Raw genomic sequence first — 22,007 nt, 5'->3', positions numbered from 1 at the left:
TCGTCCTCTTCAACTTTATTTAGAAAGGTTAAATAAATGTTGACCCGATTCAGCAGAGAGTTCCAATATAGAAACCATGCTGGTTTGAGACGTTTTAGATATGGAACTTCGTTATCTGCGGTATTTTGTCGCGGTTGCACGCGAGCGACACTTCACCAGGGCGGCCGAAGCGCTGGGTATTTCACAGCCTCCTCTGAGTCAGCAGATCAAACGGCTCGAAGAGGAAGTTGGCACGCCGCTGTTCAGACGCCTGACGCGGGGCGTGGAGCTGACCGAGGCGGGAGAAGCCTTCTACGAGGACGCCTGCAAAATTCTGGCGCTGAGCGATGCCGCGCTGGAAAAAGCCCGCGGCATCGCGCGCGGGCTGAACGGCAACCTGTCGATTGGCATTACCAGCTCCGACGCATTTCATCCCAAAATTTTCGCGCTGATCCGCCAGTTTCAGGTGCAGAACATGGCGGTGCAGGTTCATCAGGTGGAAGCCAATATGTCGTCGCTGACGACGATGCTGGCGGAGGGTGAACTGGATATCGCCTTCGTGCGCCTGCCGTGCGAGAGCAGCAAGGCGTTCGAGTTAAAAATCCTCGACCGGGAGCCGATGGTGGTGGCGCTGCATCGCGAGCATCCGCTGGCGGCGGGTGATTCGCTGGCGTTAGAGCAGCTTCGGGATACACCGGTGGTGCTGTTCCCGCAGGAGGTCGCGCCGGGGCTGTACGAACGGGTTAACGGCTGCTGCGAGCGGGCCGGGATTGACGTGCAGCACGCGCTGCAGTCGTCGCAGCTGTCCTCCTCCCTGAGCATGGTTTCCGCGGGCGGCGGCTTCGCGCTGGTACCGAAATCCATGGCGGCCATTTCACCGCCGAATGTCACCTATCACGCGCTGAGTTCGCCGGAGCTCTATACCGATATCGCGCTCTGCTGGCGACGTTTTGAACGTTCGCGAACGGTGAAGCGGTTTTTGACGATGATGAGCTAGGGGTGACGGCGCAGCGCTGCTGGTTTGTAGGCCGGGTAAGGCGTAGCCGCCACCCGGCAATGCCCTTCTGGAAGCCGCCTCGCAAACCTGCAAGCAAACTTATGTAATTCAGGGGCATCCCTTTTCATCCCTTCCTCACGGTCGTAAAGTGCCTGCGTTGCGGCACATCCGTAACCGGGCGTAGGAACCCGCACAACATGACACGGCAATTATTTTTGTCGAGACGGCGCTCATCCCGTTAAAATACGGTCGCGCTGGCGGAGCAACCGAAAGGTTGGCCGTTATGTCATGTGCGGTATTCCTACCTCCGTCAGCGCTACCACCCATGAGCGTAGGAACTTATGTGGTGGTCTGGAGAATGTTTAAAAAGGAAAATCACATGACAACTATCCCTTCCCTGTCTTACGCGCTTTCTGAGGAAAGTGCTGTTCATCACCTTCTTCACCTGCAACTTCCCGATTCTGCTGATCTCTTTGAGTTGGCTGACGCATGCACTGCGTATGTTAGCGTGCTGGTGGACACTGACGATACGGTGACGTTTGCCACACTCTGCAAGCGATTGCTGGCTGCGCTTAAGCGGCTGCGGGAATGCTGTGATGCTGAACTTCCAGCGTATCTGGTTGAACAGCTGATTGCGGGTGAAAAGATAAATTCATGTGTGCCGGATTGCTGGCAGGAGACGACGCTACAGGTGGACTATGCCGTGGCGTTAACGCTGTCGGTGATGGGCGGGACGCTGCCTGCGAGCGTGGAAAAAGAACTCACCGGGCTGCTGCATGATATGGTCTGGTTGCTGGCGGAGTTTGTGAAGGAGCCGTATATCACGGCGCACTGAGTTAAGTAGCAGGAGGCCGGAATGCTGCTGAGTAAGAAGTAAGATTTCGGTCTTATGCAAAGAACAACGTTGCTTGATGAATGTCCGTTAAGAGCGAGTAACTGACCTCGATTTAAATGAATTATGAGGCTTCAAATGTTACTGGCACGAATTTCTAAGATGCATACAGTCATACTAAGTGTTTAAATAAGGTTCTGGACTATGGCTAACCCATCAGTTAAGTTTGTTTCCGATCCGTCGTTTTCCCTTATCAGGCACCACTTTTTTCAGTATTATGTTTTAAGGATAATTCATGGGTAATGGAGCACAATCATTTCTTAGTCAATTACTAATTGCCATAATCTCTATATCTTTAGGGTCGTTTCTTTTTGCTGGGATTCTAGAGAGTTACAAAAAAGATCAAGGTCTTCAGGAGGAGCTTATAAAGGATTACTTCAGGCCAATGATGGAATTACAAAGTTCTTGCTCATCTTCACATAATGAACTATTCCTAAAGTATGGAGAGTTATCTGGTTCTTATCAGCTCATGTCTAATGAAATAGTACATATGACAAAGACTCCTGATTCAAAATTAGGCCAACATTATGAAGCTCTCCCAATGTCTATTATTAAAGCAAATGCAGAGTTAAAAAAAGGAGTTGAAGAGCTTGAAATGACAGTAAAAAAATGCAAGGCCGATTTATTCCTCAAGTACGAAGAACTTGCATTAGTTACTGGTTCATATCCAGAGTTTAGGAGCTTAGCGAAAAATTATACAATTGCGATTAACACTATCTATTCAGAAAGACAAAAAAAAGCCAAGGAAAATACAAAAAACATAGACCCTAATCAACTAATGCCATTGATGCGGAAATTTATTGCTATGGATCTATCCACCAATGCAAAAAAATCCATGCTTGCCAGTGAAATGGATAACATATCTAAACTAACAACGCAGCATAGTTTGATAATGGCAGAGTATGAGGAGTTAATTTTTAAAGAAGATAATGATTTATTTCTAAGTCTTCATGATCTTTTTGCAATCCAAATTAGTGAGAAGTATTCGGGTGGATTTATCAGTTGGATATTTTAAAACATTATAACTCATCAGATGCGACGCTAACTATGTAGAACGTGTTAATCTGAGAAGGTTACCAATGTATTAGGTAATATCCGCTTCTGGCACGAAGCGAACGATCTGACTGAGCTGAAGATCCGCTGTGAGCGAACAGCGGACATCTTAAGTAGATTATTTTTTATGCTACTTCCTCTATGTAGCTATGTTATATGGCACATTTATACAGAAATAAGGATTAATCTTTTCCCGGACCATAATTGAATTTTGTACCTTTACCAATGGCGTAAAACTGTCCGCCCGCTACGTAATGGACAGTACGTAATTCATCAGGCGCATCATCAAAAATCCAGTGCCCATTCCTGAAAACGCGGTCATCACTCCATGCTCCGACAATTTCCCCCATGAACAAGTTGTGCTGCTTTTCATTTTCTTCATTGGGTATGACCTTACAGACTAGCCAGCCAGCGCAACCTTCAACTAAAGGCAGATCAAACTCTTTCTGATAAAACTGTGGAATTTTACTGTTTTTATTGGGGGTATCAGAATAACTGTGGCCTCCAGCATATAAAACCATTTCCATCTGATTTACCACTGGGATCTGGACAACATAATATCCGCTTTTTTCTACAAGCCCGCGAGTAAATGCCTGTGGGCCAATAAAAGCCATCACTTTGTTATTGCCTACTAATCCTACCCAGGCCGCTGCCATGACATTTGCAATGCCATCATTTTTAGCCGATATCATCGTCGTTGGCCCGACCTGCAATAAACGATAGGCTTTGTTTAATTCTACTGGTTGAATTGACATAATTTACTCTTTTGAATTCTGAAAAGTAAGAGAGGTTGCTTATTTGATTGTTCGATTATATGACTGGAATAGTTGCAAATTAATTGCTATTATCAAAATACATTATTGCAATTTTCACAACAATCATGAACAAACTTGATGCTCTAAAGTTTTTTATCATTGCCTCTGAAACCCTGAACTTCCGCGAAGCAGCCATAAAGCTGTCGGTTTCACCATCAGTAGTAACCCGAACAGTCGCTGAGTTGGAGAAACAGCTTGGTGAACCTCTTTTCAAACGCAATACTCGCTCGATCTTTCTTACCACTTTCGGCGAGCTATTTTTACCCCAAGCGAAGCGACTGCTTGAAGATTCTGAAAAATTATTTCAGACAGCGAAAGATGATAATGAAATGAGAGGTATTGTACGTATCACATTACTTCGATTCCCAAATCATGAACAAATCTTGTATGAACTATTGACTGCACTACGTCCATATCCTGAATTATTTATCGACTGGCGTTTAGATATGATGAAACTTGATACTATCGAGCATCGTATCGATATAGGCATACGCGTAGGGAGAGAACCTAATCCAAATTTTATCATTAAAAATATCGGGCTAGTTGAACATGTTTTTGTCGCATCCCCTGAACTCATTGCACGCCTGGGTGCACCAACTGATTTAGAAGATCTTCGACAGCGTTATCCATTTAGCGGCTTAATTAATCCTGAGACGGGGAAATCATTTGAGTTTATGAGTGACGCAGCGAATACTTTTGTCCCTCGTCATATCGAGTTTTATACTACAGACCCCTACGCCGAAATTCAGGCCGCTTTGGCCGGGAAAACGGTTGTACAATCCAGCGATTTTATTTGTAGGGAATACTTAGCAAGCGGTCAACTTGTTCCCCCACTGCCAGAACTGCGGCAGGAGAAGTGGCAGTTTTATTTATACCGGCCTTACCAACTGATTACGCCCAAAAGGGTGGCGGTCGTTTTCTCTCTATTAGAAAAAATATTACGCAGATATTTCGCATAAAAATAACACTCTCCTCAACGTCCGCTTCTGGCACAAATCGGACATATCATTCACAGTCACCTCATACAGTGTTCGCACTCATTAAATGAGTGCCGGCATCACGAGCATATGAAAACTGCACTTCGCAAATGTTGCCACATTGTCTACCCACCAATCACACCTATAATGTTTCCAGCCCGGAAACAAGGGGCAAGGATGCACATAGTCTTAAGAGCGTCTTTCAATGTGGCAACCAGAGAATTTCCTAATCAAGCATTCGCGTGAACGAATCTCCGGAGCTTCATATGCGTGCGTTGGCGAAACGTTTTGGTTTGCCGGTGAGTGCGTTTGTGGGGAAGTGATCGAGAGCAGGCGCTTTGTAACCAATCCGCGGTAATGAGTCGTTTACATACAAAAACAAAGAGCTGTTTATGAAAACCATTGAAGAACTACGAAACGAGTTTCTAAAAATAGGTGAGCAGTTAGGCGGAGGGACAAGGCCAAACCATTACTTCTTTATCCCTGACCAACCCGATGGGGCTGCAACTCCCTATCTTGAAATTCATGGCAAAGAATTTCATTTTATCGTCAGTGAAAGAGGCCTTGAAATACAGAGAAAAGTAACGCTCAGTGACGATGAAATTCTGTATTGGTTTGTGGAGAGTGCCGTGGCGGGGCTGGCCTCAACCTATGCAGCCAGCCATTCATCTGAACGAGAATTTAGAGAGGTTTATTTTAGAAGGCAATATAGTTTAATGCTCTCTATCAAACCTGAATGGGCAACAAGAAAGCGCAAAGAAATCGCTGAGCTTCTCCATTCGTGAATAAGCGAACGTTATTAACCCAACCGGCTCGTTACACTTACTTCCCTGTTGCCCTCTCTTTTCCTGGTAATTGCCTGCGACACACCATCTGTTACTCTGGCAGGACGCAAGGGATGACAAGGAAGAGAGATGCTAAACCCTGGATTCGTTACCCGTAAAGCGCTTGCTCAGTGGCAGGAAGTTCCCGCTTTTCTCCCCCAGTTCCAGTTTCATGAGAAACACCTAACGGTCATTCACACTAGCCGCCCTGAAAATATTCTGCCAATGATTGCCAGCTTTGACGTCCGGCAAGATGCCGTGATTCGGCGGTTAATGTCATTGCGTCAAATACCGCAAAAATTACTGCGCAACCAGAAGCCACAGTCGATCGGCAACTTTGGTTTGCACAGTTTTACCCTTTTGAAAAATTCAGCATCAGAAATCTGTTACGGCTTAAGAGGACAATTCTGGCGTTCGGATTTCGGTCTGGAAAACGTGCCGGATGCCAGTGCTTTTCAGACCCCAGCCGCGCCGGGCAGCGTGAAACTGTTGCTGCGCTACAAGATAATGGAGCTGGCGCCAGGCAAGTATGAGCTCTCTACGGAAACATTCATCTTTTGTCCTGACAGACGCACTCGGCTAAAAATGTCGGCTTACTGGCTGATAATACGAGCGGGTAGCGGCTGGATCCGTAAAAGGACGCTGAAAGCTGTTAAATCGAATATTGAAGGACGGGAGTCATAAGATGCTGGCTTATATCACAGTAGGTACAAACGACTTTCAGCGCTCCGTGAATTTTTATGACGCAGTTTTTAACGTTCTCGGCTACTCGCGTCTGCAGGCCTGGACTGAAAGCTGGGCAATGTGGGGAGATGAAAATAATCCCGGCGAGGGGTTCAGCTTCTGTATTTGTCCTCCTTTTGACCAGCAGCCCGCGACGGCGGGAAACGGGACAATGTTCGCATTCAGGGCAGATAACGCGGATCTTGTCAGACGGTTCCATGCAGCTGGCCTCCTTGCGGGAGGAACGGAAGAAGGCGAGCCTGGTAAGCGAAGAGCGTACGGCCCCGACTTTTATGTTGCCTATCTGCGCGATCCTGACGGGCATAAGCTCGCATGCGTTTATCAGCATTACTCTCCTGAAGCCGATAATTTTGTAGGCGAGGAATAGTCGCTTCAATCCTTATCTACCGCCCCACCGCCACGCTCGCCGACAGCCCTGCCACCAGCTCAACGCCCTCCGGCAACCTGTCGATATGAATGCGCACCGGTACGCGCTGCGCCAGCCGCACCCAGCTGAAGGTGGGCTCGACGTCGGGCAGACCCAGCCCGCCCGTCTCGTCGTTGCTGTCCCCGATCCCATGCCCAATGCTTTCCACGTGCCCCGCGATGACCGGCTCGTATCCCATCAGCACAACCTGCGCGGCATCCCCGACGCGAATATGGCGCAGCTTGGTCTCCTCAAAGTACCCCACCACCCAGAAGCTGTGCGCATCGACGATGGCGACCTTCGTCTCCCCCGCCGTCGCGTAGTCTCCGGGGCGAAGCCGCAGGTGCGTGACGTACCCCGAAACCGGCGCGCGCACGGTGGCGTGCGCCAGATTCAGCTCTGCCAGATCCAGCGCGGCCAGCGCGCCGTGATAATTGGCCGCCGCGACGTTCGCCGCGCTGCCGGTTTGCTGCAAATCCTCGCTCGAGATGGCGTTTTTAATCAGCGTGCGGCGATGGGCCGCGTCCTGGCGCATCAGCATCTCATGGCGTTTCGATTCCACATCAGCCTGCGCGCTGACCACCGCCAGCTTAAGCCAGCGCGGATCGATGGTGTAAAGCACATCGCCCCGGTTCACCCACTGGTTGTCCCGCACGGCTACGCTGATGACCGGCCCGGAGACGTCCGGCGCAATCTGCACCACGTCCGCCCGCATGCGGCCGTCGCGGGTCCACGGCGTTTGCGCGTAGTGTTTCCACATCATAAAGGCCAGAAGCGTAGCCGCCACAGTCGCGCTTAAGGTCAGCGCATAGCGAGCCAGTACAGAGAGCAGTGATTTCATGACAATAACCCCAACGCGGTCAGACCCTGCATCAGCAGGAAAAAGGTGACAATCCAGGTTGAAACATCCATCAGCGGGCGAAACGGCAAGCGCCGGTAGAGCCTGCTGAGCGAGAAAAGCGCGACGAGGCTAAGCGTGCAGACCAGCGCCGCGAGGGCGACCATCAGCAGCCCCGGAATAAAAACCCCGCCGATATTGAGATCGTTAACCATGGTCTGGCCCCCGTAATGCACAGTGCAGATCCACCAGCCTGAAGACCAACTGGCGCGTATGCTCATCTGCCGCAGGCAGATTGCGTTCGATAAGGGCAGCGATGCGTTCGCGCAAGGCGTGGCGGTCCGCGGCGTTTATCCGATGAAAAAGCGCGTCAACCTCCCTGCCGGGCGGCGCGTCACTGCGGCGTAAATGCATGACCGACAGCCCCAGACGCAGCGCGTGTAATAGCCGATTGAGCGCCTGCTCCGGCGCGCGCGCGCTGCGCTGCAGGCGCGGCAGCAACAGGGCGGTTCGGTCCATCATCAGGTTGATCCAGTGCGTTTCATCAACCCGCAGCGTGCCCTTCACGCTGCGCCGAATGTCGCGCTGGCAGAGGTTCAGCAGACGCGTGATGGCGCCATCCGCCTGCACGGTTTGCAGCAGGCTCATGCTGATGACGGCAAAACCGGTCGCGGCAAAGAGCGCGATAGCGGTGTTAGCCGCAACGGCGAAGTCTCCGGTGTAGTGAGCCCCCAGCTCGCACAAAATGGGCAGCGTCAGGGTGATCCCCATCGCCATAAACGTGGTGGGCGGGCGCGCCTGAAGCGACCCGGCCAGCAGATACGCCGGGGCAAGCACCGCCACCAGCACCGGGAAATCACTCACCAGCGGCAGCAGCGCAAAGCTGTAGAACAGGCTAATGACCACGCCCCAGAACGAGCCAATGATGTATTTCACGATGTGCGGCGCCGGGGTATCGAAGCTGCCAAACAGCGTGCAGCAGACGCCCAGAATAGACACCGCCGTACCGCCATCCGGCCACGCTGAGAAGATCCAGACCAGACAGCCGCTCAGGATGATGGCGAAAGCCCCCATCGCCGTGCGGGCGGCGGTAAGAGGATCGCGATGGAAAACGTAGCCTTTCGCCGCGCGGGTTTGCATCTCCCCAAATACGGGTTTTGCATGGTGGATGGCCCCGGAAAGACGTTCGCACTGCTGCAGAAGCGCGACCGCCTCCGAGAGGTAGCGGATAAAGCTGACCTGCAGCGCGTCGTCAAACGTCTGCGCCTGCGCGGCATACCGATCGATGAGAAGCGCACAGCGGAGCCGCAGCGACTCTGCCGTACTGCTGGCATCAGCGCCTTCAGCGGCCAGCCAGGCCTGAACGTCGCCCAGCAATGCCTGCACGTCGGCGGGCAGGGTTCCGCTCGCTGGCAGGCGATCGCGCAGTTCACAGTTGACGATAACCAGCCGCGCCAGCCGGTCGTGGATCGCTTTTCTGGCCTGCCGCACCGGGGCTGAGAGGGCAAAATCATAGGGAATATGGTGGCTTATGCCCTGCAGGAACTGCAGCGCCAGGGCCAGATGCAGTGGGCCGGAAGCCGCGTCGGGTTTGCCTGCTAAGGTATCCGCCACCCGCGCGCGCGCGGCCTGTAGCGTCTGGGATAATTTAGCGTTGAACTGGCCCGATACCCGCGCGGGCAGCACGTAGCGGTGAATCAGCGCGGCGCAGAAAATCCCAATCGCGATCTCCTGCACGCGGACGATGGCGACGTTAAAAATGCTGCCGGGATCGGACACCGCCGGAAAACCAATCAGGCTCGCGGTGTAGCCCGCCAGCACAAAGGCGTACGCCCGGGGCGTGCGTTCCAGCAGGGATAGCCACAGGCAGAATACGATCCAGCCCGTCAGCACCACGCTGCACAGGACTGGCGTATTCGCGAAGGCAGGCACAATCACAACGGTCGCGCTGGCACCCGCCACGGTACCGGCCAGCCGGTAGAGGCTTCTGCTCAGCGATGCCCCGACCGACGTCTGCGACACGATGTAAACCGTAATAATGGCCCACGAGGGACGCTCAAGACCGATCGACAGCGCGAGGTAATAAGCCAGCATCGCCGCGGCAAAACTCTTCGCGGAATAGATCAGCGCGCCCGCATCGTTTCGCAGCGCGGCGGGGAGACGAACGGGATGAGATAGGATGTTTTTCATGCCGGGATTATTACCGGCTTGCAGACCCGCTTAAATACTCTATTCTGTCAAAAAATACCTAAATGTTGCCATAATCGTGAAGCCTCAACCTGCTACTACGCTGTATGACCCCGACTCTACCACCAGCCCGGCGGTGGCGCGTCATCTGGACTTCGTGGATTACGCCGCGGAAGTGCCGGTGCATACCCACCGCAAGGGGCAGCTGATTATTGCCCGATACGGTGCGGTCAGCTGTTACGCGGAGAATGATATCTGGATTGTGCCGCCGGACTGCGCCGTCTGGATCCCAGGCGGGATCCCGCACAGCGCCAAAGCAACCTGGAACGCGCATCTCAACTATCTGTTTATTGAGCCCGGCGCGGCGGCGCTGCCGGAAAAATGCTGCACGCTGGCGATCTCGCCGCTGATTAAGGAGCTGGTCGATCGTCTGACGCGCGAAAGCGTGGATTATCCCGCCGACGGCCACGTCGCCAGGCTGACCCGGGTCACGCTTGACGAGCTCGCCAGCATGCCGCAGCAGAAGCTAAGCCTGCCGGTCTCAACCGATCCGAAAATTCGCGCCATGGCGGACGCGCTGGTCAGCCGCCCTGAGGACAGAAGCACCCTGAAGGAGTGGGCGAAACGGCTCGCCCTCAGCGAGCGCTCGTTTGCCCGCCTGATGCAGCGCGAAACCGGGCTGAGCTTCGGGCGATGGCGCCAGCAGCTGCATTTGATTATTGCCCTGCGGGAGCTGGCAAGCGGCGTGCCCGTCCAGAACGTGGCGACAACGCTCGGGTACGAATCCGTGAATGCGTTTATCACCATGTTCCGAAAAGCGATGGGCAGCACGCCCGCCCACTACTTTGCCGAACGGAAAAACAGCGGCCGTTAGCCCGGCCCCTCGCTCCCCGCCGCCAGCAGCGGCACCACCACGTCGCTGATGGGCACCGCAATACCGTGTTTGAGGCCGTAGCGCTGGATCACGCCGTTGCGGATATCCCACTCCATCGGGCGATCGGCCTGACGGTCGGCCTGGATCGAGGTGCCCAGGTCCTCAGGCGCACGCTGGAAGTTCGCCAGGATCTCCTGCGCCACTGCATCGTCCAGCTTCGCCCCTTCGGCGCGGGCAACGGCAAGCCCCTCGCGCAGGTAGGCCAGCGCAAGCTCGCTGATATCCTCGCGCCTGAACATCCCGGCGCGGCGGTTGGAAAGCACCATCAGCCCGGCGACCGCGTTTTGCAGAAGCTTGCGCCAGGCGACGGTGGCGAAATCTGCCGAGAGCTCAACCGCGCAGCGCGTACCGCGAAGCGCCTCCACCACCCGCTGCGCCTGCGGCACGTCCGGCAGCGTCAGGCGCGGCTTCGCCCGCAGCCAGACGGAGGCATCCGGCTCGCGCTGGGCCGGGAACCACACCACCGACGGCAGCACCGTCGCGCCGTTTACCCACGGCTCAAGCTGGGCTTTTTGCTCCACGCCGTTTTGCAGCGCGCAGACCACGGTGTGTTCATCGCACAGGGCCCGCAGCCACCCGGCGCTGTCGGCATTTTGCGTCGTTTTTACCGCCACAAAAACGAGATCGACGGGGCGCGTGATGACGGCCGGATCGGTTAATACCGGACCGGGCACCACCGTTTCCCCCTCGTCATGGCGCAGGCGTAATTCCGGATGCGCGGTGCGCCCGCACAGCAGCGGCGTGCGCCCGGCGTCATGCAGCACTGCGGCAATGGTGGTCCCAATCGCACCGGGACCTATCAGCGCAATCACTGGATTTTCAGACATGGTTAACTCCCCTTTTCGCTAAGCCTGCTAACAGTTATACCATCCTGAAAAGTGAGCGCCACGTCGTTGTCTATACTCAACACACAACAGACAACGGAGTGCGCCATGCCTTTACCCGATTTTAAGTCCTCTGAACCTTTCACCCTCGGCATCGAACTCGAACTACAGGTGGTTAACCCGCCGGGTTACGATCTGAGCCAGGACTCCTCCGCGCTCATCGCCGCCGTCAAAGACGACATCAAAGGCGGCGAGGTCAAACACGATATCACCGAAAGCATGCTCGAAATCGCCACCGGCGTATGCCAGAACATCGACCAGGCGGCGGCGCAGTTCTCGGTGATGCAGCAGAGCATCCTGCGCGCGGCGGCGGAGCAGCATATCCAGATCTGCGGCGGCGGGACGCACCCGTTCCAGAAGTGGCAGCGACAGGAGGTGTGCGACGACGAGCGCTATAACGTCACGCTGGAGCGCTTTGGCTACCTGATTTTGCAGGCGACGGTGTTCGGCCAGCACGTGCACGTCGGCTGCCGGGCCGGGGACGACGCGATTTACCTGCTGCACGGCCTGTCGCGATTCGTGCCGCACTTTATCGCCCTGGCGGCCGCCTCGCCGTATATGCAGGGCACGGACACGAAGTTCTCCTCGTCGCGGCTCAACATCTTCTCGGGATTTCCGGATAATGGCCAGATGCCGTGGGTCAACAGCTGGCAAGAGTTCGAGGGGCTGTTCCGCCGCCTGAGTTCCACCAGCATGATCGACAGCATTAAGGATCTGCACTGGGACATCCGCCCCAGCCCGCACTTCGGCACCGTCGAGGTGCGGGTGATGGATACGCCGCTGACGCTCGGCCACGCGATTAACATCGCCGGGCTGATCCAGGCGACGTCCCACTGGCTGCTGACCGCGCGGCCGTATAAGCACCAGGAAAAAGATTTTCTGCTGTACCGCTTTAACCGTTTTCAGGCCTGTCGCTACGGGTTGGAAGGGATCCTGACGGACGTGCACACCGGCGAGCACAAAACCGTGGCGGAAGACATTTCGTGGCTGCTGGAGCAGGTTGCGCCGTCGGCCGAGAAGCTCGGCGCAACGAGCGCAGTCAATGAAATTGCCCTGCTGTTAAAGCAGGGCAAGAGCGAGGCGCAGCGCATGCGGGAGTTTATCGCCGACGGTGGCTCGCTGATTTCTCTGGTTCAGAAGCACTGCGAGCTGTGGGCGACGAGTCCGTAAGTCCGTGGCCCCACTCGCGCAGGCGCTGGAACAGCACGAACAGCGCGGGGATAAACACAATCCCCACCACGGTCGCCACCAGCATGCCGCTGAACACCGTGGTGCCGATGATGCGGCGGCTCTGGGCACCCGCCCCGGTCGCCAGCATCATGGGCAATACGCCGATAATGAACGACACGGCGGTCATCATCACCGCGCGGAAGCGGCGCGATGCCCCTTCCCGCGCGGCATCGACAATCGCCATTCCGTCCATGCGCCGCGCGCGGGCGAACTCCACGATCAGGATCGCGTTCTTGGCGGCAAGGGCTATCAATAGCACCAGACCAATCTGCACGTACACGTCGTTGGCGTAGCCCGCCAACCACAGCCAGACCAGCGCCCCGCCGATGGCGAACAGCACCGAGAGCATCACGCTCGCCGGGAGCGTCCAGCTCTCGTACTGGGCAACGAGGAACAGCCACGCCATCACCACCGCCGCCAGCACAATCCATATCGCCTGATTGCCGGTCTGCTGCTCCTGATACGACATGCCGCTCCAGGCATAGTCGTACCCGGCTGGCAAGTTTTCCGTCAGAATCTCGCCCATCGCCGCCATCGCGGTGCTGCTGCTCACTCCTTCCGCCGCCGAGCCGCTCACCGACACGGACGGGAACTGGTTGTACTGCTGCAGGAACGGCGCGCCGACGGTCGGCGTAATGGTGACGAGATTGCTCAGGCGCACCCGCTCGCCGCTGTTGCTGCGCACGAACAGCTCGCCGATCTGCTCGGCGCGCTCGCGCCACTGCATCTCGTTCTGCATCACTACGTGGTAGACGCGGTTGTTGACGCTGAAATCCCCGGCGCGCGTGCCGCCAAAGGCAGTTTGCAGGCTGCTGAAGATGCGCGACACCGGCACGTCGAGGCGCGCGGCGCGCTCGCGGTCAACGGTCAGCGTCAGCTGCGGCACGTTGCTGCTCCAGGTGGTGAACACGCGGCTCAGCTGCGGATGCTGGCTGGCTTTCGCCAGCACTTCACGCGTCACGCGCTCCAGCTCTGCCGGGCTCTGCCCCGCCTGCGCCTGTATGCGCAGGTCGAAGCCGGAGGCGTTGCCCAGCCCCGGCAGCGTCGGCGGCGCGAAGGTCATGATGGTCGCTTCCGGCAGGGCCAGCAGCTGGCGCTGCAGGGTACCCATCACCTCATCCAGCGGCGGACGCTCGCTCCAGTCTTTGAGCATGATGGAGATAAACCCGCCGTTGGAGGCGCTGGTGCCGTTGAGAATGTTAAATCCGGAGACCTGAATCACGTCTTCAACCGCCGGATTTTTAGCGATGAGTTCGCGTGCCGTGTTCATCACCGCTTCGGTGCGCTCCAGCGAGGCCGCCTCCGGCAGCTGAACGCTGGCAAAGAAGTAGCCCTGATCCTCCTGCGGCAGGAAGCTTTTAGGCATCGACGTAAAGCTGAACGCCACCACGGCCGCCGCGCCTGCGGTGGCCAGCAGCGCCAGCCACGGGCGAAGGTTGAAGATAGTCACGATGCGGGTGTAGACGCCACGCGTGGCCTCCAGCCCCCGGTTGAACCCACGGAAAATTGCCGCGGGCTGCGCCGGGCGCGGGCGCAGCAGCAGGGCACAGAGCGCAGGGGTGAGGGTCAGCGCCACCAGGCTTGAGAGCGTCACCGCAGTGGAAAGCGTCACCGCAAACTGGCGGTACAGCTCGCCGACGATCCCCGGCAGGAGCGCTACCGGCACAAACACCGCCAGCAGCACCAGCGTCGTGGCGATGACCGGCCCGGCGATCTGGCGCAGCGCCAGCGCGGTCGCCGCCGTGCGGCTCTGCCCTTCCGCCATCAGCGTTTCGACGCTCTCCACCACCACGATGGCGTCATCCACCACCATGGTCAGCGCCAGAATAATGGCAAACAGGCTGAGCGTGTTGGCGGAGTAGCCGAGCGTGTAGAGCACAGCGAAGGTGCCCACCAGCGATACCGGAATGGCGAGCGCGACAATCAGCGTCGCGCGCCAGCTTTGCAGGAACAGGGACACCACGACCACCACCGCCAGCAGGGTGAGCGCCAGCGAGACGCCGATCTCTTTAATCGTGGCCGCAACAAATGAGGTGGTGTCGAATTTCACCTCGTAGACCAGGTCGTCCGGGAAGCGCGTCGAGAGGCGATCCAGCTCCGCGCGCACCGCGCCGGCCACGCGCAGGGCGTTGGCGGACGGCGTCGGGTAGATGCCGAGGTAGGCGGAGTCGTGTCCGTTCAGCTGCGCGCCGGAGCTGTAGCTGCGCGAGCCGAGCTCGATGGTGGCGACGTCCTTCAGGCGCACCAGCTGGCCCATCTCGCCCGCGCGGATGATGATGTCGGCAAAGTCTTCGGCCTGGCTTAAGCGTCCCAGGCCGTTGATGGTCAGGGTCTGCTGCTGGCCGTTAAACACCGGCGGCGTACCGACCTGGCCTGCCGCCCCCTGCACGTTCTGCTCGCGCAGCGCCTGCGCCACGTCGTCGGTGGTGACGTTCAGGGCGTTCATGCGGTCCGGGCGCAGCCAGATGCGCATGCTGTAGTCGCGCGCGCCAAACATCTGCACCTGCCCGACGCCCGGCAGGCGAGACAGCGCCTCGCGCACCTGGGTGCTGGCGTAGTTGCTGACGAACAGCGGCGTATGGGTGTTGTTCGGTGAGTAAAGACTCACCCCCATCATCAGGTTGGTGGCGCGCTTGCGCACCTGCACGCCGTTTTGCTGCGCTTCGGTCGGGAGCTGCGCCACGGCCTGCGCCACGCGGTTCTGCACGTCGATGGCGGCGAGGTCCGGATCGGTACCCGCCGCGAAGGTGATGTTCAGGCTGTAAGTGCCTTCGTCCGAGCTGGTGGACTCCATGTAGAGCATGTGATCCACGCCGTTCAGCTGGGTCTCCAGCGGCGTGGCGATGGCCTCCGCCACGTCAGCCGAGCTGGCGCCCGGCCAGCTGGCAGACACATTCACTACCGGCGGCGCGATCTGCGGGTACTGCTCCACCGGGATAATCCTCAGCGCAATGGCCCCCAGCAGGGTGATGACCAGCGCAATCACCATCGCGAAGCGCGGGCGTTTGATGAAAAACGTCAGCATGATGGCTCCTTAATTCAGTATCTGGACAGCAGCGCCGGGCTGCACGCGCTGCGCACCGTCAGTAATCGCTCGCTCACCGGACTTCACGCCGGAGGTAATCCGGAACTGCTGGCCGATCTGTCCGGCGACCTTCAGCGGCCGCATTTCGGCTTTGCCGTCGGCGTTAACCACCCAGGCAAAGAACCCGTCGCCGTTCTGCTGGACCGCCGCAGCGGGTAGGGTCAGAACCGGCAGCTCGCTGGCCGGGCGCAGCGTCACGTTCACGCTGCCGCCGGGCAACAGCTGGTGGCGCGGGTTGGCAAACTCGGCGCGCAGCATCACGCTGGCGGTGCGCGGATCGATGCGGTTGTCCACTGAGGTGAGCTCGCCGCTGACGCGCTGGCCGTTGCTGTCAATGAACGCCTGCCAGGCCTGCTTCATGGCGCTGATATCCGCATGCTGTCCGGCTTTGGTGGCAAATGCGCCCTCTTCCAGAGCAAAGGCGATGCGGATGGGATCGAGCTGCACCACCTCCACCAGCACGCCGCTGGCAGGGTTGACCAGGCTGCCGACGTGGAACCGGCTGTGCCCTACGCGACCGTCAATCGGTGAGGTGATGCGGGTGTAGTTCAGGGTGACATTACGGGTTTCGAGCCGGGCTTTTGCCTGCTCCAGCGCGGCGCTCGCCACGTCCCGCTGCATGCGGGCGTTGTCCACGTCGTGACGGCTGATGGCGTTGCTGCTGCCCAGGCTTTCAAAGCGGGAAAGCTGCTGCTGCGCCTGGCGCAGCGTGGCTTCGGCGCTTCTTACCTCGGCCTGCGCCAGGCGCAGGGCGGCGCGCGGCTCGGCGTCGTCCAGCTCAAACAGCAGGTCGCCTTTTTTCACGTACTGCCCGTCGCGGAAGTGGATTTTGGCGATCGCGCCTTCGGTACGCGCGCGCAGCTCAACGGTGTGAATAGCTTCGATGTGGCCCGGGATCTGGCGCTCGGCGGCGTGGGCGGTCTGCTCCACGGTGGCGACGCGAACGGGGATGGCGGCGGCGAATACGGGTTGCAGGGTGCAGGCGAGAAGTGCGAACAGGAGTGGGAGTTTCATGGGAGTACCTCAGCGTTGTTTCTCCCCTCACCCCGGCCCTCTCCCACAGGGAGAGGGAGGTCAGAGTCCCCTCTCCCTGTGGGAGAGGGTTAGGGTGAGGGCAAAAGGTTATGCAGCCTGACGGAACCTGCGGGTCAGTCGCTTCTCGATTTCGACGACGAAGAACATCACGCCCGCCACCGCCAGAGTCACAAACCAGTAGCGCAGCGGCAGGGCTTCGGTGCCGAACAACATCTGCATAAACGGCAGGTAGATAATCGCCGCCTGGAGCAGGAACAGCACGCCCGTCACCAGCCAGATCCCTTTGTTCGCCAGCAGGCCGCGGTTCAGGGAGAACCCTTCGGTGTTGCGGCAGTTAATCATGTACACCCACTGGGCGCAGACCAGCATCTGCAGCAGCACGGTGCGGATGAACTCCGCGCTGTGGCCGCGCGGGGCCAGCCAGGCTTCCAGCGCAAAGGCGGCGATGGCAATCATGGTGCCGACGAAGGCCACGCGCCATACGGCGTAGGCGTCCATCACGTGCTGCCCGGTCTGACGCGGCGGACGACGCATGATATTGCGCTCGGCGGCTTCGAAGGCCAGGCCGAAGGAGAGCGTGGCGGAGGTGGCCATGTTCATCCACAGGATCAGCACCGGCGTCAGCGGAATGATGTTCCCCGCCAGCAGCGCAATCACAATCAGCAGACCCTGCGCGAGGTTGGTCGGCATGATGAACAGGATGGTCTTCTTCAGGTTGTCGTAAACGCGACGCCCCTCTTTCACCGCGCTGGCGATGGTGGCGAAGTTATCGTCCGTCAGGACCATGTCCGCCGCCTCTTTGGTCACTTCCGTGCCCTTGATGCCCATCGCGATGCCGACGTCAGCCTGACGCAGCGCCGGGGCATCGTTCACGCCGTCACCGGTCATGCCGACGATTTCGCCTTTGTCCTGCAGCGCTTTCACCAGGCGCAGCTTATGCTCCGGGCTGGTACGGGCAAAGATGTCATACTTCACCGCCGCTTCCGCCAGCGCGGCGTCGTCCATTTTCTCCAGCTCGTAGCCGGTGACCGCCTGCTCGCTGTTGGTGATCCCCAGCATCTGGCCGATGCTCATCGCCGTCTGCGGGTGATCCCCGGTGATCATCTTCACGCGGATCCCCGCCTGCTGGCAGGCGTTAATCGCATCAATGGCTTCCGGACGCGGCGGATCCATCATCCCGGCGATGCCCAGGAAGATCAGGCCGTGGCTCAGGTCGTCGTGCGTCAGCGTCTGCTCGCCGTTAGCCGGCTTGAACGCCGCGGCGACCATGCGCAGCCCCTGACGCGCATAGCGATCCATCTCGCTTTCCCAGTACGCGCGGTTGAAGGCTTCCGCACCGTTGCGGGTCTGCTGCTCGGCACACAGGGCGAAAATGACGTCCGGCGCGCCGGTGATCAGGATCTGCTCCTCACCGCCAATCTGATAGTGGGTGCTCATGTACTTGTACTGCGAGTCGAACGGGATCTTGTTAACCAGCGTGGTCATGACCGGCTCAAGGCTGGCCTTCGCCGCCAGCACCTTCAGCGCGCCCTCGGTCGGCCCACCGGTGATGCCCCACAGGCCGCGCTCGTCCTGGATCAGCTGGCTGTCGTTACACAGGTCGATGGTGCGCAGGTACTGTTCCAGCACAGTGCCCGGCTGGATGTGGACCGGCTCATCGCTGCCTTCCAGGTAGATATTGCCTACCGGCTCGTAGCTGTTGCCGTCCACGCGGTAGCAGGCGTCAGCGGTGATAATGGCTTTGACCGTCATCTCGTTCATGGTCAGGGTGCCGGTTTTATCCGAGCAGACCACGGTCATCGCGCCCAGGGTTTCAACCGTCGGCAGCTTGCGGATAATTGCCCGCTTGCGCGCCATCGCCTGCACGCCCAGGGAGAGGATGATGGAGATAATCGCCGGCAGGCCTTCCGGCACGGAGGCCACCGCCAGGCTAATCAGGGAGAGCAGCAGCTCGCCCATCGGGATCTCGCGGAACGCCAGGCTGAAGACAAACAGCGCGGCCATCATCGCCAGGATAATGGCGAAGATCGCTTTACCCAGCTTGTCCATCTGCACCAGCAGCGGCGTGCGGTGCTTTTCGATGCCCGCCATCATCTGGTTGATGTGGCCAAGCTCCGTATCCTTACCGGTCGCGGTGACCACGCCTACGCCGCCGCCCGCGCTTACGGTCGTCCCGGAGAAGACCATATTGGTGCGGTCGCCCAGCGGCAGTTCACCGCTCAGCGGATTAACGTGTTTATCCACCACGGTGGATTCACCGGTCAGAATCGCCTCTTCCACGCGTAAATTATGCGCTTCGATTAAACGCATATCCGCCGGAATACGATCTCCGGCGCGTAAGACAATAATATCGCCCGGAACTATTTCAGTTGTAGGTATAGTTTCGTGAGTGCCGTTACGAATAACGCGCGCCTCGCTGGAGAGCATATTGCGAATACTCTTCAGGGATTTTTCCGCGTTGCTTTCCTGAATATGGCCAATTAAGGCATTGATTACCGCCACGCCCAGAATAACCAGCGTATCCACCCAGTGGCCCATGATTGCCGTTAATACGGCGGCGGCCAGCAGGACATAAATCAGCACATCATTAAAATGGGCCAAAAAACGCAGCCAGGCAGGTTTGCCTTTTTTCTCCGGCAGCGCATTGGGGCCATGTTTTTGCAGACGCGCCTGCGCCTCTGCACGATCCAGACCGCTGGCCTGGCTCTTCATGTGAGCAAGCACCTGCTCTGTGGTCTGCTGATATGCCAGCCCGCCGGAAGGCGGCACGTTTGGGGATAATTTTTTCTCGGTCATCGTATTTTTCCTTCAATATCCGGTGAAAAGAAGCCTGAATTCCTTTCGGGCATAAATAAATTCATTTTAAAGTCTTGCGGGTAAAATTGATCTACCGCAATATAATGACTTATCGGTTATTCAAAACTGCTTAAAACTATTTCGATGACCTAATTTTTACAAAATATTTCTAAACCAACATTAAACGAGGGGGAACCATGTTTGGTATTTATCGCGGACGACGCCTGGCGTTATACATTGTCGCAGCCATTGTTATTGCCACGTTAATTGGTTATAGCACTTATACATTTGTAAAATTATTTTCGTAACGCAGACATTTATTGACACAACGCGATATTAATTTAATTGCCTGCAGAATATTATTTTATTTCTGCGATTAACGCGCAGATAACGGCGTTTATTTTCCTGAAATCGGATGGACGGGTTTATATTGCTTTACGTTCCGGGATGCCGGACAATGACATTTTTAACTGACGATTAACATTACGATGAAACACCCGTTAGAATCGCTGCTTACGGCAGGCGGCATTTTATTGCTGGCCCTGCTCTCCTGCCTGCTGTTACCCGCGCCGTCGCTGGGTCTGGTGCTGGCGCAGAAGCTGGTTCAGACCTTTCACATGGTCGATCTGAACCAGCTTTACACCATTCTGTTCTGCGTGTGGTTTTTACTGCTGGGTGCCATCGAATTCTTCGTCCTGCGTTTCGTCTGGCGCCGCTGGTTTTCACTGGCGTCGTAAGCCAATAAAAAAGCCGGGTGGCGACTTCGCCTTACCCGGCCGGTGATGGCAATTTTCCAGACCCGCCGGGGCGGAAAACAGCTCAGTGCGTCTGACTGTGGTTCTCCTTGCGGTACGCACCAGGCGGCTGGTTGAACGTCCGGGTGAAGATACGGGTAAACGTCTGCTGCGAGTCAAACCCGTAACGCAGGCAGATGTCGTAGACCCGAGCGTCGGATTCACGCAGATCGCGCGCCGCCAGCAGCAGCTTGCGCTCACGGATATAACGCCCCAGGCTCTCGCCTTTGTACTGCATAAACAACCGCTGCAGGTGCCACTTCGAGTAGCCCGCGTGGCGGGCAATCTCTTCTATACGTAACGGCTGGTGCAGATTGTCGTCGATCCATTCGACGATAGTGTCGATGACTTGAGCGGAAATGGTCATGCTGCTGTCCCCCTCTGCTTCTCGCTTAAACATTATTCCCACCACGCGCGAAAGGTTTGCGCGGCGTCATTCACCCGGACGGGCTCGCCCAGCGCCGGCGTCAGTAGCCGATAATTTTTATCCTTGCTGGCTTTAGCCAGCTGGATCAGCGGATCGTTCCACGTATGTTTCGCCAGCACGAAGCGTCCGTTATGCCCGGGCACCACGGCTTTCGCGTTCAGATCCACCGAGGCCTGCGCCGTTTCCTCCGGGAGCATGTGGATATACTTCCAGTCCTGGTCGTACTGGCCGTTTTCCATGATGGCGACATCAACGCCATCAAACTGCTCGCCGATGGCCTTAAAGTGCGGACCGTAGCCGGAGTCCCCGCTGTAATAAACCTTCTGCTCTGGCGTGACGAACATAAAGCTGCCCCACAGGGTTCGATCGCGCTTGATGCCGCGCCCGGAGAAGTGGCGCGCCGGCAGAACGTGCACCGTCAGTTCATCGCTGATGCGTACCGACTGGTTCCAGTCGCGCTCGTCAATAATCTCAGGCTTCATCCCCCAGTAGCGCAGATGAGATCCCACGCCCAGCGGCGTCACCACGCGCTTCACCTTCGGCAGTAGCGCCCGGATGGTAGCGTAATCCAGATGATCGTAGTGATCGTGCGAGATAATCAGCAGGTCGATTTCCGGCATGCTTTCAGCGCGCCACGGATACTCCCCGGCAAAGGCTTTATTCAGAAACGAGAACGGCGCGGCATAGTTGCTGAGCACCGGGTCAATCAGGATGCGTTTGCCCGCGAGCTGCAGGTACCACGAGGAGTGGCCGAGCCACACCAGGGTGTCCTGCTCCAGCGGCAGGCTCGCAAGATCGGTTTTCACCAGCGGCAGCGGCTGGGCCGGGCGCGCGTTTTCGGTTTTTTTGGTCAGAAAATCCCACGTCGCGACCAGCATGTTTTTGTCGCCGTTATAGCCCGGCGTTGGCAGCGTATTGTGGAATTTCCCGTCGCGATACTGGGGAGAGGCCTCCACTTCAGTGAGCTGCTCACCCTGCGGCGGCTGGCCGAATCCGGCATTCAGTACAAACGGTAAACTCGCAGCTGAAGCAATAATCATGATTAACACCACGCAGATGAAGAGAGGTTTGTTCATATCCAGACCCGAAAACGCGCCCCATCCGATAGTT

Annotated in this window: 20 protein-coding genes; 10 read left to right on the top strand and 10 right to left on the bottom strand. The window is 57.3% G+C overall.

Translation table 11 applies throughout. The annotated features are described in order from the left end of the window. Positions 1-100 precede the first annotated feature (100 nt). The 3 genes from DEO48_RS08870 (at position 101) to DEO48_RS08860 (ending at position 2,883) form a co-directional block, all read left to right on the top strand. Complete coding sequence (locus tag DEO48_RS08870) at positions 101-976, top strand: LysR family transcriptional regulator (protein WP_109844941.1); 876 nt, start codon at positions 101-103, stop codon at positions 974-976. Positions 977-1,355: 379 nt separating this feature from the next. Continuing rightward, a complete protein-coding gene (locus DEO48_RS08865; protein ID WP_059446477.1) occupies positions 1,356-1,811 on the top strand; it encodes a hypothetical protein in 456 nt (151 codons plus the stop codon). Between the two features lie 292 nt (positions 1,812-2,103). Then, a complete protein-coding gene (locus tag DEO48_RS08860; protein WP_059446478.1) occupies positions 2,104-2,883 on the top strand; it encodes a hypothetical protein in 780 nt (259 codons plus the stop codon). A gap of 220 nt (positions 2,884-3,103) precedes the next feature. On the opposite strand, the gene DEO48_RS08855 is transcribed toward DEO48_RS08860, so the two are convergent. Beyond that, the gene (locus DEO48_RS08855) at positions 3,104-3,676 is read right to left on the bottom strand and encodes a flavin reductase family protein (RefSeq protein ID WP_059446517.1); all 573 of its coding nucleotides are present in this window, start codon (positions 3,674-3,676) and stop codon (positions 3,104-3,106) included. Positions 3,677-3,801: 125 nt separating this feature from the next. Between DEO48_RS08855 and DEO48_RS08850 the strand changes: the two genes are divergently transcribed. The 4 genes from DEO48_RS08850 to DEO48_RS08835 all read left to right on the top strand — a co-directional run bounded on the left by DEO48_RS08850 (position 3,802) and on the right by DEO48_RS08835 (position 6,648). Then, positions 3,802-4,695, top strand: a complete 894-nt coding sequence (locus DEO48_RS08850; RefSeq protein WP_109844964.1) for a LysR family transcriptional regulator — start codon at positions 3,802-3,804, stop codon at positions 4,693-4,695. 410 nt (positions 4,696-5,105) lie between these two features. After that, on the top strand, positions 5,106-5,498 hold the full coding sequence (locus DEO48_RS08845) for an Imm63 family immunity protein (RefSeq protein ID WP_109844940.1): 393 nt from the start codon (positions 5,106-5,108) through the stop codon (positions 5,496-5,498). Between the two features lie 129 nt (positions 5,499-5,627). Further along, positions 5,628-6,221 carry a hypothetical protein gene (locus DEO48_RS08840; RefSeq protein ID WP_109844939.1) on the top strand — a complete coding sequence of 198 codons (594 nt, stop codon included), beginning with the start codon at positions 5,628-5,630 and terminating at the stop codon, positions 6,219-6,221. A gap of 1 nt (position 6,222) precedes the next feature. Further along, positions 6,223-6,648, top strand: coding sequence for a VOC family protein (locus DEO48_RS08835; protein ID WP_059446519.1), 426 nt, complete (start codon positions 6,223-6,225; stop codon positions 6,646-6,648). A 16-nt stretch (positions 6,649-6,664) separates the two neighbouring features. On the opposite strand, the gene DEO48_RS08830 is transcribed toward DEO48_RS08835, so the two are convergent. The 3 genes from DEO48_RS08830 to DEO48_RS08820 are packed head-to-tail and all read right to left on the bottom strand — an operon-like array spanning position 6,665 to position 9,715. After that, complete coding sequence (locus DEO48_RS08830; protein ID WP_109844938.1) at positions 6,665-7,528, bottom strand: HlyD family secretion protein; 864 nt, start codon at positions 7,526-7,528, stop codon at positions 6,665-6,667. Beyond that, complete coding sequence (locus DEO48_RS08825) at positions 7,525-7,740, bottom strand: DUF1656 domain-containing protein (protein WP_109844937.1); 216 nt, start codon at positions 7,738-7,740, stop codon at positions 7,525-7,527. Before DEO48_RS08825 ends, DEO48_RS08830 begins: the two co-directional genes overlap by 4 nt. Next, positions 7,733-9,715: an FUSC family protein gene (locus DEO48_RS08820; RefSeq protein WP_109844936.1), complete on the bottom strand. Its 1,983-nt coding sequence runs from the start codon at positions 9,713-9,715 to the stop codon at positions 7,733-7,735. Before DEO48_RS08820 ends, DEO48_RS08825 begins: the two co-directional genes overlap by 8 nt. A 76-nt stretch (positions 9,716-9,791) precedes the next feature. Here DEO48_RS08820 and DEO48_RS08815 point away from each other — a divergent pair, with 76 nt between their 5' ends. Beyond that, on the top strand, positions 9,792-10,586 hold the full coding sequence (locus tag DEO48_RS08815) for a helix-turn-helix domain-containing protein (protein WP_109844935.1): 795 nt from the start codon (positions 9,792-9,794) through the stop codon (positions 10,584-10,586). Here DEO48_RS08815 and DEO48_RS08810 read toward each other — a convergent pair. Then, positions 10,583-11,473, bottom strand: coding sequence for an oxidoreductase (locus tag DEO48_RS08810; protein WP_109844934.1), 891 nt, complete (start codon positions 11,471-11,473; stop codon positions 10,583-10,585). The genes DEO48_RS08815 and DEO48_RS08810 overlap by 4 nt on opposite strands. A 105-nt stretch (positions 11,474-11,578) precedes the next feature. On the opposite strand from DEO48_RS08810, the gene DEO48_RS08805 reads away from it, so the two are divergent. Beyond that, entirely contained in the window at positions 11,579-12,700 is a 1,122-nt protein-coding gene (locus DEO48_RS08805) for a YbdK family carboxylate-amine ligase (protein ID WP_109844933.1), read from the top strand. On the opposite strand, the gene DEO48_RS08800 is transcribed toward DEO48_RS08805, so the two are convergent. The 3 genes from DEO48_RS08800 to DEO48_RS08790 all read right to left on the bottom strand — a co-directional run bounded on the left by DEO48_RS08800 (position 12,630) and on the right by DEO48_RS08790 (position 19,676). Next, on the bottom strand, positions 12,630-15,785 hold the full coding sequence (locus tag DEO48_RS08800; RefSeq protein WP_109844932.1) for an efflux RND transporter permease subunit: 3,156 nt from the start codon (positions 15,783-15,785) through the stop codon (positions 12,630-12,632). The genes DEO48_RS08805 and DEO48_RS08800 overlap by 71 nt on opposite strands. A gap of 9 nt (positions 15,786-15,794) precedes the next feature. Next, positions 15,795-16,859 (bottom strand): efflux RND transporter periplasmic adaptor subunit, encoded by a 1,065-nt coding sequence (locus DEO48_RS08795; RefSeq protein ID WP_109844931.1) that lies wholly within the window; start codon positions 16,857-16,859, stop codon positions 15,795-15,797. A gap of 108 nt (positions 16,860-16,967) precedes the next feature. Further along, on the bottom strand, positions 16,968-19,676 hold the full coding sequence (locus DEO48_RS08790) for a cation-transporting P-type ATPase (protein ID WP_109844930.1): 2,709 nt from the start codon (positions 19,674-19,676) through the stop codon (positions 16,968-16,970). Between the two features lie 488 nt (positions 19,677-20,164). Here DEO48_RS08790 and DEO48_RS08785 point away from each other — a divergent pair, with 488 nt between their 5' ends. Further along, complete coding sequence (locus tag DEO48_RS08785) at positions 20,165-20,413, top strand: DUF1158 domain-containing protein (protein WP_013097677.1); 249 nt, start codon at positions 20,165-20,167, stop codon at positions 20,411-20,413. Between the two features lie 82 nt (positions 20,414-20,495). Here the strand turns inward: DEO48_RS08785 and DEO48_RS08780 are convergent, their stop codons facing one another. Both DEO48_RS08780 and DEO48_RS08775 read right to left on the bottom strand, forming a co-directional pair. Continuing rightward, complete coding sequence (locus tag DEO48_RS08780; protein WP_010428317.1) at positions 20,496-20,837, bottom strand: RamA family antibiotic efflux transcriptional regulator; 342 nt, start codon at positions 20,835-20,837, stop codon at positions 20,496-20,498. A gap of 32 nt (positions 20,838-20,869) precedes the next feature. Continuing rightward, a complete protein-coding gene (locus DEO48_RS08775; RefSeq protein ID WP_109844929.1) occupies positions 20,870-21,973 on the bottom strand; it encodes an MBL fold metallo-hydrolase in 1,104 nt (367 codons plus the stop codon). Positions 21,974-22,007: the final 34 nt, after the last annotated feature.

This window comes from Enterobacter sp. CGMCC 5087 (assembly GCF_003144775.1).
Taxonomy (GTDB): Bacteria; Pseudomonadota; Gammaproteobacteria; order Enterobacterales; family Enterobacteriaceae; genus Enterobacter; species Enterobacter cloacae_M.
The sequence above is the reverse complement of the archived record's forward strand: the minus strand, read 5'-3'. Positions and strand labels throughout refer to the sequence as shown.